Origin of the sequence: Streptomyces sp. BI87 (genome assembly GCF_025957665.1) — a bacterium.
Lineage (GTDB): Bacteria > Actinomycetota > Actinomycetes > Streptomycetales > Streptomycetaceae > Streptomyces > Streptomyces albidoflavus.
The window spans coordinates 4286441-4299729 of record NZ_CP110079.1 but is presented as its reverse complement, the minus strand read 5'-3'; the positions used below and the strand labels follow the sequence as shown (position 1 = coordinate 4299729).

Below are 13289 nucleotides of genomic sequence, written 5' to 3'. Positions count from 1 at the left end.
GTACGGGTCCGGGGCCAGGTCCCGCTACAGCTTCTCGACCGGCGCGTACCGCAGCAGCAGCCGCTTGGGCTTCTCGCCGCCGAAGTCGACGGTGGCCTCGGCGGCCGAGCCCGCGCCCTTGACGCCGACGACCGTGCCCAGGCCGAACTGGTCGTGGGTGACGCGGTCACCGACGGCCAGCGCGACCACCGGCTGCTCGGCGGCGCGCCGGGTGGCGAAGGCCGGGGCGCCCTTGGCGCGGGTGGAGGAGGAGAGCGAGGAGGCGACGGAACCGGCCGGGCCGCGCGGGCTCGCGGCGGCCGGGGCGCCGATGGCCCCGGTCCGCTTCCACTTCAGGTGCTGCTCGGGGATCTCCTCCAGGAAGCGGGAGGGCGGGTTGTACGAGGGCTGGCCCCAGGCGCTGCGCATGGCGGCGCGGGTGAGGTAGAGCCGCTCACGGGCGCGGGTGATGCCGACGTAGGCGAGGCGCCGCTCCTCCTCCAGCTCCTTGGTCTGGCCGAGGGCGCGCATGTGCGGGAAGACGCCGTCCTCCATGCCGGTGAGGAAGACGACGGGGAATTCGAGGCCCTTGGCGGTGTGCAGGGTCATCAGGGTGATGACGCCGGAGCCGTCCTCGTCCTCGTCGGGGATCTGGTCGGAGTCGGCGACCAGGGCGACCTGCTCCAGGAACTCGGGGAGCGTGCCCGCGCCCTCCTCCTCGCTGCGGTCCTGCTCGAACTCCAGGGCCACGGCGGCCAGTTCCTGGAGGTTCTCGATGCGAGTCTCGTCCTGCGGGTCGGTGGAGGCCTGGAGTTCGGCGAGGTAGCCGGTGCGCTCCATGACCGCCTCCAGGACGGTGGCGGGCCCGGCGCCGGACTCGACCACCGTGCGCAGCTCCTCCATCAGCGTGTTGAACCGCTTGACGGCGTTGGCCGAGCGGGCCGCCATGCCGTACGCCTCGTCGACGCGGCGCAGGGCCTGCGGGAAGCTGACCCGCTCGCGCTGCGAGAGGGCGTCGATCATCGCCTCGGCGCGGTCGCCGATGCCGCGCTTAGGGGTGTTGAGGATGCGGCGCAGGGAGACGCTGTCCTCCGGGTTGGCGAGGACACGCAGGTAGGCGAGGACGTCGCGGACCTCCTTGCGCTCGTAGAAGCGGACGCCGCCGACGACCTTGTAGGGCAGGCCGACCCGGATGAAGATCTCCTCGAAGACACGGGACTGGGCGTTGGTGCGGTAGAAGACCGCGATGTCGCCCGCCTTGGCGTCGCCCGCGTCGGTCAGCCGGTCGATCTCCTCGGCGACGAACTGGGCCTCGTCGTGCTCGGTGTCCGCGACGTACCCGGTGATGCCGGCGCCCGCCCCGGCGTCGGTCCAGAGGTTCTTCGGGCGGCGGTTCTCGTTCCGCTCGATGACGGCGTTGGCCGCGGTGAGGATGGTCTGGGTGGAGCGGTAGTTCCGTTCCAGGAGGATCGTGGTGGCGTTCGGGTAGTCCTCCTCGAACTGGAGGATGTTGCGGATCGTGGCGCCGCGGAAGGCGTAGATCGACTGATCGGCGTCGCCCACCACGCACAGCTCGGCCGGCTCGGGGGCCGGGTGGAGCGGGTCGTGGTCGGACTCGGCGCCCTCGGGGACGTCCGCCGGGCGGTCGGCCGGGGTGCCGACCAACTCCCTGACCAGGGAGTACTGGGCGTGGTTGGTGTCCTGGTACTCGTCGACCAGGACATGCCGGAAGCGGCGCCGGTAGTGGTCGGCGACGTCCGGGAACGCCTGAAGCAGGTGGACCGTGGTCATGATGATGTCGTCGAAGTCGAGCGCGTTGGCCTCGCGCAGCCGCGACTGGTACATCGTGTACGCCTGCGCCAGCGTCTTCTCGAAACCGTCGGCGGCCTGGGCGGCGAAGTCCTCGGGGTCGACCAGCTCGTTCTTGAGGTTCGAGACCTTGGCGGTGAAGGACTTCGGCGGGAAGCGCTTCGGGTCGAGGTCGAGGTCGCGGCAGACCAGGGCCATCAGCCGCTTGGAGTCGGCCGCGTCGTAGATCGAGAACGACGAGGTGAAGCCGAGGTGCTTCGACTCGCGGCGCAGGATGCGCACGCAGGCGCTGTGGAAGGTGGAGACCCACATGGCGTTGGCGCGCGGGCCGACCAGCTCCTCCACGCGCTCCTTCATCTCGCCCGCGGCCTTGTTGGTGAAGGTGATCGCGAGGATCTGGCCCGGGTGCACACCGCGCTCGCCGAGCAGGTGGGCGATGCGGTGGGTGAGCACGCGGGTCTTGCCGGAACCGGCTCCGGCGACGATGAGCAGCGGCGACCCGCTGTGGACGACGGCGGCGCGCTGCTCGTCGTTGAGCCCGTCGAGCAGGGCGGCCGGATCGACGGCGGGACGCGGGGCGCCGTCCCGGTAGTACGCGTCCCGGTCCGCGGGCGCGTCGAACTTCCCGCCGAACAGGTCGGCCGGGATCTCCTCCGGTGCCTCCTCCTCGGGCGGGGGCGGCGGCTCGTCACCGAGCCGGGCAGAGGGCGCCGAGGACTGGAGGTCGGCCAGGAAGCTGTCGTCAAAGAGGCTGCTCATCGCCTACCGAGTCTAGGCCGCCGCGCCGACAACCGGGCCGCCCTTCCGGCGACCGGAGCCCTGACCTCGGGGGACGTGACGTACCGGACACGGGGGACGCACGCGGGGACGTACGAGGGAGCGTGCGCCAGGTCACACGAACCGCCGCCCGGAGCTGCTTTTCGACCGTTCACCGACAAGATAACGAAAATGTATCGGGCATATCGCTCACCAACCTTCACAGGCACCACACGAGTTGGCTAGCGTGCTCGCCGGGTCGGTTCGTCCCCCGCCGGCGACTCGCGCCGGAGCGCACCGCCCCCTGCCGAATCCGGTCCGCCCCCACGGGCCCCGGAGCCGGGGACCCACCGCGCACCACCGGGGTGAATCGGTTCTGATCCGAACCGTAGGGCAGCCTTCCGTACGCCCGAACCCGACAGCTAACCCGGCAGGCGGTCCACGGAAGGAGTCGCACGCCTTGGCGTCGCATCGCAAGCCTCGTGCCCCGCGCCACCGCACCGCCGGTGCCCTCGGCCTCACCACCGCCGCCCTGACCTCGGTGGCCCTGCTCTCCCAGACCGCGCAGGCGGCCCCGCAGCGTCCGGCGGCCAAGCCCTCCCTGGAGGAGGTGCAGAAGAAGGTGGACCGGCTCTACCGCGAGGCGGGCACGGCGACCCAGAAGTACAACGCGGCCCAGGAGCGGACCAGGACCCAGCGCGCCAAGGTCGACAAGCTGCTGGACGGGGTCGCCAAGCGGGCCGACAAGCTGAACGCCGCCCGGGGCGAGCTGGGCGCCTTCGCCGCCGCCCAGTACCGCAGCGGCGGCGTCTCCGAGACCGCCACCCTGCTGCTCGCCGACGACCCGCAGAGCTGGTTCGACCAGAACCAGCTGATGAACCGCCTCACCCAGCGCCAGAAGGCGGTCATCGACGACTACCAGACCCAGCAGGCCGAGGCGGGCCGCGAGCGCGCCAGGGCCGCACGCCAGCTGGAGAGCCTCACCGAGTCGCAGCGCGCCCTCAAGGACAGCAAGCGCGAGGTGCAGGGCAAGCTCACCGAGGCCCGCACCCTGCTCTCCGAGCTGACCGCCGAGGAGAAGGAGCGGCTGGCCGAGATCGAGCGGAAGAAGCAGGCCGAGGCGGAGCGGAAGGCGAAGGAGCGCGCCGAGAAGGAGGAGGCGGAGCGCAAGGCCCGCGAGGCGGCCGAGGAGAAGGAGCGCGAGGAGTCCGGCTCGGGCTCCGGCCCGGGCTCCGGTTCCGGCACGGGCACCGGCTCCGGCGGCGGCTCCACGGCCCCCGACTCCTCGTACGCGGCCAAGGCCGAGAAGGTCATCGCCTTCGCCCGCGCCCAGATGGGCAAGCCGTACGTCTGGGGCGCGGCCGGGCCCGACTCCTTCGACTGCTCCGGCCTCACCCAGGCCGCCTGGAGGACCGCCGGCATCTCGCTGCCCCGCACCACCTGGGACCAGGTCGGCGTCGGCCAGAAGGTCTCCGTGGACTCCGCCCAACCCGGTGACCTGGTCTTCTTCTACGACGACATCAGCCACGTCGGCATCTACATCGGCGGCGGCGAGATGATCCACGCCCCGAAGCCCGGGGCGAACGTCCGGGTCGAGTCGATCTACTACATGCCGATCCACAGCGTGGTGCGGCCGGCCTGACCGGCGGAAATTCCGTGGCGACCGCGAGCACGGCCGTCCTACTGTCGGACCGGTCCGCGGCGTCCGTCGCGGCCGACACGGGAGGGGGGGCCGGTGAAGCTCGCGGAGGCACTGGCGGAACGGGCGGCGGCGGTCCGGCGCGTGGAGCAGCTGCGTTCACGCGTCGAGGCGAGCGCGCGCTACCAGGAGGGGGAGACCCCGGCCGAGGACGCGGCGCGGCTGCTCGCCGAGGCCGACGAGGTGCTGGACACCCTGGAGGCGCTGATCCGGCGTATCAACCGGACCAACGCCACCGTGGAGCTGGGCCCGGACGGCACCCTCACCGACGCGCTGGCCCGCCGGGACGTGCTGCGGCTGCGCCACGCCACGCTCACGGCGGCGGCCGACGCGGCCGCGGGCAGTGGTGGCCGGGGCGGGTACGGGCGGCAGCTGCGGTCCGAGCTGCTCATGCTCTCGGCCCTGCCCGTGGCCGAGCTGCGGGAGCGGGCCGACCTCGTCGCCCGGGACCTGCGGCAGCTGGACGTCCGTGTCCAGCGCGCCAACTGGGAGGCGGACCTGGTCCCGTGACGTGGAGCAGCAGGTAGCCGTTCGGAGGCGTGCACAACCGAGGGCCGGCGGTTCCGGTCCGCCTCCTGGCGCGTGAAGGGCGACGCGGGGTTCGATTCCCCCTCGACAGTGCAGCCCAGCACCACGCACAGGTGACGGCGCACCGCGCACAGCACATCACCGCGTGCAGATTCGGACGGCGAGGGCGGGTTCGGGGCTCTCCACGTCGCGCGGCCCGGCCGCGCACGGCGAAGGCCGGGTTCCTCAACGTCGTTCTCGACGGTGGGGAACCCGGCCTTCGCCGTGTGTGCCGCGGCCCGCGTGGTGTCCGGTGGGCGGCGGGGTCAGGTCCAGAGGGTGGCGATGAAGATGTTGAGGACGGTCAGGCCGCCGACGGCGCCGAAGACGCCCTTGTCGACCTTCTCGTCGTCGCGTTTCACGTAGACCAGCGCGAGGATGACTATGAGGACCAGCAGTTTGATGCCGATCTTCATGTGGTTGAGGGTGCCGCCGTCCATCTCCCGGAGACCGACCAGGATGATGCCGGTCACGAGCATGGTGAGGGCGCCGTGGAGCATGGCGGGGATGAAGCGGGCCGTGCCCGCACCGATCGCCTTCATCTGGGTGAGGAAGCCACCCAGCAGTGAGGCGATACCGATGATGTGCAGGCCGACGAACACATTGATGAGGACGTCCATGGCCCGCACCCTAACGAGGGCCGACCTGCCCCCTGACCACCAGGGTCCTAGGGGGTGTCTGCCCGGTGGCGGGGCTGCTCCTGGCGGGGAGCGGCTGGGCCGCCCTGGTCGCGGCTGCCGTGGCGCTGATCGCGGGCACGTGCGGACGCCCGGGAGCCTCCGCCCGAGTTCGATCACGCGCCCCTGAGAGAGGGCACAACCCGGAAGCCTGGCGCTCCGAACCGGTCGGCCCCGGCCCCGCTTCGGATGTTTGCGGACAATCCGTCACCGGGCCGTGACATCCGGGCTTAGCTCCTCCCTGGCGCAACCGGCACTCGGCATAGTCCACAGGCACCGGCCGCGTCACCGAGACGGCCCCGGCGGCACCCGCTCCCCCTGTGCGGGCTCCGCCCGGGCCCGGCTCACCCCCTGACCCCGACCGGAAGGACGCGCGGCTGTGGCCTCGCACCGGAAGCCTCGATTCCGCAAGCTGGCGGTGAATCTCCCCGCCCCCGGGCGCCTCACTCCGGGAGCCTCCCTGCGTACCGCCACCGCCACCGCGCTGGCCCTCGCCGGGGCGGCCGGGTCGGTGGTCGCCGGGGCGCCGGTGGCCCAGGCCGCGCCCGGCCCGACGACCGCGCAGGTCAAGGCCAAGGTGGACCGGCTGCACCGGGAGGCGGAGATCGCCACCGAGAAGTACAACGGGGCCAAGGAGAAGGCCGACAAGGCCGAACAGCGCCTCGGCCGGCTCCAGGACGAGGCCGCCCGGCGCACCGCCCAGCTCAACCAGGCCCGTACGGCGCTCGGCGCCACCGCCGCCGCGCAGTACCGAGCGGGCGCCGTCGACCCGGCCGTCGAGCTCTTCCTGTCCTCCGACCCCGACGGCTACCTCGACCGGGCCGCCCGCGCCGACCGCGCCGCCGGGCGCCAGTCCGCCCAGATCGCCGGGGTGCGCCAGAAGATGCGCGCCGTCGACCAGCTGCGCACCGAGGCCGACTCCGTCCTCGCCGGGCTGGAGAAGCGCCGCGGCGAACTGCGGACCCACAAGAAGACGGTCACCGGCAAGCTGGCGGAGTCCCGCGCCCTGCTCGCCCGCCTCACCGCCGCCGAACGCGCCGAGGTCACCGGCGAGACCCCGCGCGCCTCCCGCGCCCAGGCCCGCCCCGCCGCCGCATCGGCGACCCCCGCGGCCGGGGCGGTCAAGGCCCCCAACTCCCGTGCGGCGCAAGCCATCGCCTTCGCCCACACCGCCATCGGCAAGCCCTACGTCTGGGGCGCCACCGGCCCCAACGCCTTCGACTGCTCCGGCCTCACCCAGGCCGCCTGGCGCGCCGCCGGCGTCTCCCTCCCCCGCACCACCTACACCCAGATCAACGCCGGCCAGCGCGTCCCCCGCTCCCAGCTCGCCCCCGGCGACCTGGTCTTCTTCTACTCCTCCATCAGCCACGTCGGCCTGTACATCGGCAACGGCCAGATGATCCACGCCCCCAACCCGAACGCCCCGGTCCGCGTCGCCCCGATCAGCGAGATGCCGTTCGCGGGGGCGACGCGGGTGGGGTGAGGAGGCCGCTCAGGCGTGGCTAGCCCACCCCTGCCCGCGGGGCCGGCCGGTCGCCCAGCGGTACGCCGCGCCCAGGGCGAGCGCCTGGACCAGGGCGCCTACGGCCACGCCGACGAGGGGGAGCGGGCCGGGCAGGGAGACGAGGAGGAAGGAGGTCGGGGCGGTGACGAAGAAGCCCCAGACGCCGGCCATGCTGGCGTCTGCGTGGGTGACCAGCAGGGTGTCCACGCCGATCCAGGCCCAGACGGCGGCCACGACGGCCAGGTAGCCGAGGGCCGCCGGGTTGAGCAGGGTGCGGCGGAAGGTCGTACCGGCGGAGCGCTGGGCGGCAGCCATCTGAGGGGCCTCCTGATGATCGTGGCGGTTGCTGTCGGTTCCACGTTCTCAGGGTCGGGGCGCTGCGGCCTGAGTAGAGGTACTCACCACCTGATGCGTACGGGTCAGCGGTACGTGTAGGTGTTCAGGGCGTCGACGGCGGACATCGGGTTGCCGTCGCCGTACTGGTCGACGGCGAGGAAGTTGGGCTTCTTGGCGGCGGCCGGAAGGCAGTGGTTCTCGGCGCGGTCCTGGAGTTTGGCGTTGTCGTTGCGGTAGGTCGGGTACATGGGGACGTCGCGGAAGTGGTTCATGACGAAGAGGCGGCGGAAGCCGGGTTCCTCGCGGGTGAGCGGCACGTCGTCCCAGCGGCTGTAGCAGGACCAGTCGGCGTCGCCGATGCCGCCGCCCATGGACCAGTAGTTCTCCACCGTCCAGTCCTTCTGCGCCATGAAGCCGAGGCGGTTCTTGCCGTGGTCGCGGCCGGAGGCGGCAGTGTCGTCGGTGAAGAGGAGGAGCCGGCGGCCCGCCTCGCGCAGGGAGCTGACCGTGGGCCAGCCGTTCTCGCGCACCCCGGCGGCGTCGGGCCGGAAGACCTTGGAGCCGAGGCGGCCGTCGGGGCCGAGGAGGGGGCCGAGTTCCGCGGTGAGCTGGTCAGCGGTGGTGTAGTCCTCCAGGAAGACGGTGACCACGGCCTCCCGGTCGCGGTCGAGGAAGTCGGCGATCGCGGTGAAGACGGTGGCCGCGTCGGCGTTCGAGCCGCAGGGGTTGAGGACCGGGATGGCGTGGCACATCCGCACCCGTCCGTCGGCGTGGTGCGCGTCCAGCATCAGCGCCCGTACGCCGTCGTCCAGTTGACGGGCGATGCGGTGCGGCTGGTTGGGGGCGGCGAGGGTCGAGCGGCCCTGGTCCTCGGTGTTGTGCATGGCGTTGTGGGCGGTGAGGAAGGTCAGGTCGGCGAGGGTGGGGTCCGCGGGCATGGGTTCCCGCCCGGCGGCGGACGCCTGGCCGGTGAGCCCGGTGAGCACCAGCGCGAGGGCCGCGGCGGCCACCGCGCTCCGGCCCGTGAACGTACGACATGCCCGCACCGCTGTTCCCCTCTCCGCACAACTCCGGGCGCTGGTACGCCCGTTGGGAGGGTGGCACAGAACAGGGCGGCGGGCCAGGGTGCGGCCGGCGCCTACACTGCCCGCCATGGCATGCCGCATCAGTGAGCTGGTCCTGGACGCCGCCGACGCCGAAGGGCTCGCCGTCTTCTGGAGCGAGGTGCTCGGCTACGTCGAGGTCGGCCGGGAGGACGACGGCAGCATCGAGATCGGGCCTCCCCGGACCGGCTTCGGCGGACCGCAGCCCACCCTCGTCCTCAGCCCGAGCACCGACCCGCGCCCCCGGCGGCTCCGCCTCCACCTCGACGTCAGCCCGACCGACCGCGACCAGGACGCCGAGCTGGAACGCCTGCTCGCCCTCGGCGCCCGGCCCGCGGAGATCGGCCAGAGCGGCGAGGAGAGCTGGCACGTGCTGGCCGACCCCGAGGGCAACGAGTTCTGCCTGCTGCGGAGGCGCGTACGTCCCGTCTGACCGGCCCCGGCCCGGCCCCGCCCCGGCTCCGGGTGCGGGCCACCGGGGCCGCGCCTAGCCTGGCGTCATGGCCGCGATGCTGATCAGCGGGGCGTCCGTCTGGGACGGGCTCGCCGACGCCCCGGCGGGAGTACGGGACGTCTGGGTGGAGGACGGCCGGGTCCGGGCGGTCGGCGCGGAGCTGGCCCCGCCGCCCGGCACGGAGCGGATCGACCTGACCGGGCACACCCTCACACCGGGCTTCATCGACTGCCACACCCATGTCGCCATCGAGCCGGACCTCACGCGCTCCCTGCTCAGTTCCTCGGCGGCGGCCGCCCTGCGCGCGGTCCCGGTACTGCGGACCCTGCTCGACCACGGCTTCACCACGATCCGCGACCTGACCTGCGCCGACGTCGCGTACACCACGCTGGACCTGCGGGACGCGGTGGCGGCGGGGCTGGTCGAGGGGCCGCGCATGCTGGTCGCCCCGCACCTGATCTCGGCGCGCGGCGGCCACGGTGACTTCAGCGGCGCCCTCGACGACCAGCGGCAGGGCCGTGACCGGGTGCTGGAGATGGCGGCGGCCGACGGGCCCGACGAGATCCGCGCCCGGGTACGCCAGGAGATCCGGGCCGGTGCCGACTGGATCAAGTTCGCGGCCTCCGGCGGGTTCAGTTCCCCCTCCGACGATCCCAGCCGCCCGACGTACAGCCAGGAGGAGATGGACACCCTGGTCGCGACCGCCGCCGACCTCGGTGTCCCGGCGACCCCGCACGTCTACAGCGACGAGGGGGTCCGGCGCGCGGTGCGGGCCGGGGTCCGCAGCGTCGAGCACGGCAACCTCGCCTCGGCCGGGACGCTGGCGATGATCGAGGAGGCCGGGGTCTTCCTCGTCCCGACGCTGTACACGATCCTCACGGACGCGCGGCGGGTGGACGACGACGCGTACTGGGCCACGCGGCCGGCGTACAAGCGGCGCAAGTTCCGGGAGTTCCACGACGCGTTGGTGGCGGCCGCCGAGCACCTGGCCGCCAGTGAGGTGAAGATCGCCTTCGGGACGGACGCGGGGATGTTCCCGCACGCGGAGAACTGGCGGGAGTTCCCGGCGCTGGTCTCCGCCGGGATCTCGCCGCCGCGCGCGCTGAGGGCGGCGACCAGTGTCGCCGCCGAGCTGCTGGGGCTCGACGGTCTCGGGGTGGTCGCCGAGGGGCGGACCGCCGACCTGGTCGCCATGCCGGGCGATCCGTTCACCGACATCGAGGTGACGGGCCGGGTCGACTTCGTCATGAAGGGCGGGGTGGTCCACCGGCGGCCGGACGCTCCTTAGACCGCCGGTTGGCCCGCCACCTCGCCGGGGCCGGCGGAGCCGTCCCGGTCGGCGGTGGGCGCCGGGCGGGGTGAGCGGGGGCGGATGCGGAGCTTGGACTGGCCGTGCGGCAGGGCCTCCCAGTCGTCCATGAACTCGGCGGTGAAGCCGTACTTCTCGGCCAGGGCCACCAGGGTCTCGGTGCGGTAGTAGAAGTCCTCCCGCAGGACGTGGTGCTCCTCGCGCTCCGTGCGGTCGAAGGTGAAGTCGAACCAGCCGTCGGGCCGCAGCACCCGGCCGACGTGGGCCAGGCACTCCTCGACGACCTCGATCGGGGAGTGCGAGAAGACGCTGTGCGCGTGGACGACGCGGAAGTGCGCCTCGGGCAGGAAGGCGAGGGTCAGGTCGCGGACCGGGGTGAGCCGGGGCAGCTTCTCCTGGAGGTGCCGGCGGACCAGGGTCTCCTGCGCGGCGAAGAGGATGTCCGGGGAGATGTCGAGGCCGTAGTAGTGGCCGGGGTCGAGGTACTCGATGAAGCGCCAGCCGCCGCGCAGGTTGCCGCAGCCGATCTCCAGCAGGTGGTCCTCGGGCCGCAGGCCGTGGCCGGTGAGGTAGTCGAACTGGAGGGCGCCGAGGGCGAGCCAGCGCTCGTGGGACTTGCTGCCGACCGCGGCCTCGGGGCTCGCCGCCGTGTCGTGGCGCATCACGGCCCGGTAGTAGTCGACGTGGTCGGGGTGGCGCAGCCGCAGCCAGGCGTCCCGGCCCGCGCGGGCGAGGTAGCGGGGCACCCGCTCCGGGTACCGCGCGGCGTAGCGGACGCGGTGGGCGAGGGTTCTGCGGTTGGCGGTCAGGTTCTTCCTCGGCACGGGCACTCCCCGGAAGTCGCGGCTCGCGGTCAGGAAATATCACCGCGGCGGCAGAGCCTATTGCCCGGAACGTCCGTTTTGGCGACGGCGGGCGGAGGGCGTGCGCCAGCCGGGTCAGCCGTCGCCCGATTGCCCCGCCGAGACTTCTCTGACTAAGGTCAGGGAATGGAGAAGGAGCAGGTGGAACAGGTACGACGGTTCAGCAGGACGACCGCCGAGCGGATCGGCGTGCTCCACGAGCACCACCTGGGCGGCGCCCGTCCCTACGGCCAGGCGCGGCTGCTCTGGCAGCTCGGCGACGGCGGCGGCCCGCACGACGTCCGGACGGTACGGGAGCGGCTCGGCCTGGACTCCGGTTACCTGAGCCGCCTCCTGCGGGCACTGGAAGGCGACGGCCTGGTCACCGTCGAGCCCCACCCGGACGACCGGCGGGTGCGCACCGTACGGCTGACCGAGGCCGGGCGGCGGGAGCGGGCCCGGCTCGACGAGCGCAGCGACGCCCACGCCACCGCCCTCCTCGCCCCGCTGACCCCACGCCGGCGCGCTGAGCTGACCGGCGCCATGGCCCGGGTCGAGCACCTGCTCACCGCCTCCACGGTCGCCCTGGACCCGCTCGACCCGGATCACCCGGACGCCGCGTACTGCCTGCGCTCGTACGCCGCCGAGCTGGCGGAGCTCTTCGCGGAGGGCTTCGACCCGGCGGCCAGCCTGCTGCCCGACCCGGACGCGCTGCGCGCCCCGCGCGGGCTCTTCCTCGTCGCCCGGCTGCACGGCGAGCCGGTGGGCTGCGGCGGGCTCAAGCTGCCGCCGGGCGCCCCGGCCGAGATCAAGCGCCTCTGGGTCCGCCCGAGCGCGCGCGGCCTGGGCCTCGCCCGGCGCCTCCTGGCGGAGCTGGAGGAACGCGCCGCCCGCCACGGCGCCGAGACGGTCCGGCTCGACACCCACCGGGCCCTGACGGCGGCGACCCGCCTCTACCGGGAGAGCGGCTACACCGAGGTCCCGCCCTTCAACGACGAGCCGTACGCGCACCACTGGTTCGAGAAGCGGACGGGCGACATGGCCTAGAGGTGTTGCCCGTCCCCGTACATGGGTCGGCGCGCCCTGGGCATGAGTCCCCGGTACGACACACGTGTAGAAGCGGCTGCTGGGCAGCAGACCGGGAAAGCAAAGGACGCGCTCATGGGCATCATCGCCTGGATTCTGATCGGCCTCATCGCCGGCGCCATCGCCAAGGCACTGACCCCCGGCAAGGACCCCGGGGGCTGCCTGATCACGATGGTCATCGGCATCGTGGGTGGCCTGCTGGGCGGCTGGCTCGGCAAGGTCGTCTTCGGGGTCCACTCGATCAACGGGTTCTTCCACCTGTCGACGTGGATCGCCGCCATCGCCGGTTCGGTGATCGTGCTGCTGCTCTACCGCCTGCTCACGGGGAACCGGCGCTGACGCGCCCCCTCCGGTACGGCGACGGGCGGCCACGAGGACGATCCTCGTGGCCGCCCTTTCCGTGTGCGGGGGCCGGGGAAGGCGTCACGGCGCCCGGTCGCCCACCGGCCCGACCTGGAAGCTGTCGCCGCAGACGCGCAGGCCGGCCAGGTCGCCCGTGGTCACCGTCTGCCGGGAGCCGGGCGGGTAGACGAGCAGGGTCGCGGCCTCGGGCCAGCACCGCCCGTCGGTGACGCCCTCGCCCGCCGTCTTGACGGTCGCGTGGGCCGCCTGACCCGGGCGCAGCCGGACCGCGCCGCCGTCGCCCGTGCCGTCCTGGCTGCGGGTGGCGGGCTCACCGACGCGCCTGCCGCCGGCGTCCAGCAGGGAGACCCCGGGGTGGCCGAGGAGGGCGCAGGGCTCGCTGCCGGTGTTGGTCAGGCGCAGGTCGAAGTACTTGCTGTTCATCTCCTGTCCGTTGGCCACCAGCGACAGCGCCAGGCCCTCCGTCTCGCACCGGGCGATCCCGCCGGGCTTCGGTGTGGCGGACGGGGCCGCGCTCGTCGTCGGCGGCGGTGACTGGGTCGGCTCCGCCGGGGTGCCCGTGGGTGTCGGGGTGGCGGTGGGCGAGGTGGGCGACGTGGGCGAGGTGGGGGCCTCGCTCGCGGCACCGGCGGCGTCCGCGTCCCCGCCGTCGGGCCCGCACGCCGAGAGCGCCGCCGCACAGGCGAGGGCGAGGGCCGCGCCCCACACCCCGCGCGGCCGCCCCCGCGCCTGATCCGGTCCGCCCCGCCGCCGCCCGTGCCCGTCGCGCCTGTGTGTATGGCTCATGCTGATGCGGTTACCCGCG

General features: G+C 73.3%; 14 protein-coding genes and 1 riboswitch. Of the genes, 8 read left to right on the top strand and 6 right to left on the bottom strand.

Annotated features, from left to right (window positions below):
• Positions 1–24: 24 nt before the first annotated feature.
• Positions 25–2547, bottom strand: coding sequence for a DNA helicase PcrA (gene pcrA, locus OIM89_RS19165; protein WP_030695871.1), 2523 nt, complete (start codon positions 2545–2547; stop codon positions 25–27).
• Between the two features lie 292 nt (positions 2548–2839).
• Positions 2840–2997: riboswitch (cyclic di-AMP (ydaO/yuaA leader) on the top strand.
• A 7-nt stretch (positions 2998–3004) separates the two neighbouring features.
• Here pcrA and OIM89_RS19160 point away from each other — a divergent pair.
• On the top strand, positions 3005–4186 hold the full coding sequence (locus tag OIM89_RS19160; RefSeq protein ID WP_264491460.1) for a C40 family peptidase: 1182 nt from the start codon (positions 3005–3007) through the stop codon (positions 4184–4186).
• 93 nt (positions 4187–4279) lie between these two features.
• Positions 4280–4753 carry a DIP1984 family protein gene (locus tag OIM89_RS19155; protein WP_047464697.1) on the top strand — a complete coding sequence of 158 codons (474 nt, stop codon included), beginning with the start codon at positions 4280–4282 and terminating at the stop codon, positions 4751–4753.
• Between the two features lie 323 nt (positions 4754–5076).
• On the opposite strand, the gene OIM89_RS19150 is transcribed toward OIM89_RS19155, so the two are convergent.
• The gene (locus OIM89_RS19150; protein WP_030695874.1) at positions 5077–5430 is read right to left on the bottom strand and encodes a hypothetical protein; all 354 of its coding nucleotides are present in this window, start codon (positions 5428–5430) and stop codon (positions 5077–5079) included.
• A 436-nt stretch (positions 5431–5866) separates the two neighbouring features.
• On the opposite strand from OIM89_RS19150, the gene OIM89_RS19145 reads away from it, so the two are divergent.
• Positions 5867–6970 (top strand): C40 family peptidase, encoded by a 1104-nt coding sequence (locus tag OIM89_RS19145; RefSeq protein ID WP_264491459.1) that lies wholly within the window; start codon positions 5867–5869, stop codon positions 6968–6970.
• 9 nt (positions 6971–6979) lie between these two features.
• Here OIM89_RS19145 and OIM89_RS19140 read toward each other — a convergent pair whose 3' ends face one another.
• The gene (locus OIM89_RS19140; RefSeq protein WP_030695876.1) at positions 6980–7306 is read right to left on the bottom strand and encodes an SCO4225 family membrane protein; all 327 of its coding nucleotides are present in this window, start codon (positions 7304–7306) and stop codon (positions 6980–6982) included.
• A gap of 104 nt (positions 7307–7410) precedes the next feature.
• Entirely contained in the window at positions 7411–8337 is a 927-nt protein-coding gene (locus tag OIM89_RS19135; RefSeq protein ID WP_264491458.1) for a PI-PLC domain-containing protein, read from the bottom strand.
• 142 nt (positions 8338–8479) lie between these two features.
• Here OIM89_RS19135 and OIM89_RS19130 point away from each other — a divergent pair, with 142 nt between their 5' ends.
• Positions 8480–8863 (top strand): VOC family protein, encoded by a 384-nt coding sequence (locus OIM89_RS19130; protein WP_030695878.1) that lies wholly within the window; start codon positions 8480–8482, stop codon positions 8861–8863.
• Positions 8864–8930: 67 nt separating this feature from the next.
• Positions 8931–10172 carry a metal-dependent hydrolase family protein gene (locus OIM89_RS19125; RefSeq protein WP_264491457.1) on the top strand — a complete coding sequence of 414 codons (1242 nt, stop codon included), beginning with the start codon at positions 8931–8933 and terminating at the stop codon, positions 10170–10172.
• On the opposite strand, the gene OIM89_RS19120 is transcribed toward OIM89_RS19125, so the two are convergent.
• Positions 10169–11017 carry a class I SAM-dependent methyltransferase gene (locus OIM89_RS19120; protein WP_030695880.1) on the bottom strand — a complete coding sequence of 283 codons (849 nt, stop codon included), beginning with the start codon at positions 11015–11017 and terminating at the stop codon, positions 10169–10171. The genes OIM89_RS19125 and OIM89_RS19120 overlap by 4 nt on opposite strands.
• A 165-nt stretch (positions 11018–11182) precedes the next feature.
• On the opposite strand from OIM89_RS19120, the gene OIM89_RS19115 reads away from it, so the two are divergent.
• Together OIM89_RS19115 and OIM89_RS19110 are read left to right on the top strand one after the other, a co-directional pair.
• A complete protein-coding gene (locus tag OIM89_RS19115) occupies positions 11183–12082 on the top strand; it encodes a helix-turn-helix domain-containing GNAT family N-acetyltransferase (RefSeq protein WP_264491456.1) in 900 nt (299 codons plus the stop codon).
• A gap of 114 nt (positions 12083–12196) precedes the next feature.
• Complete coding sequence (locus OIM89_RS19110; protein WP_030695882.1) at positions 12197–12460, top strand: GlsB/YeaQ/YmgE family stress response membrane protein; 264 nt, start codon at positions 12197–12199, stop codon at positions 12458–12460.
• Between the two features lie 84 nt (positions 12461–12544).
• Here the strand turns inward: OIM89_RS19110 and OIM89_RS19105 are convergent, their stop codons facing one another.
• Positions 12545–12907: a DUF4232 domain-containing protein gene (locus tag OIM89_RS19105; RefSeq protein ID WP_264491455.1), complete on the bottom strand. Its 363-nt coding sequence runs from the start codon at positions 12905–12907 to the stop codon at positions 12545–12547.
• Positions 12908–12917: 10 nt separating this feature from the next.
• Here OIM89_RS19105 and OIM89_RS19100 point away from each other — a divergent pair, with 10 nt between their 5' ends.
• A complete protein-coding gene (locus tag OIM89_RS19100) occupies positions 12918–13217 on the top strand; it encodes a hypothetical protein (protein ID WP_238469608.1) in 300 nt (99 codons plus the stop codon).
• Positions 13218–13289 lie beyond the last annotated feature (72 nt).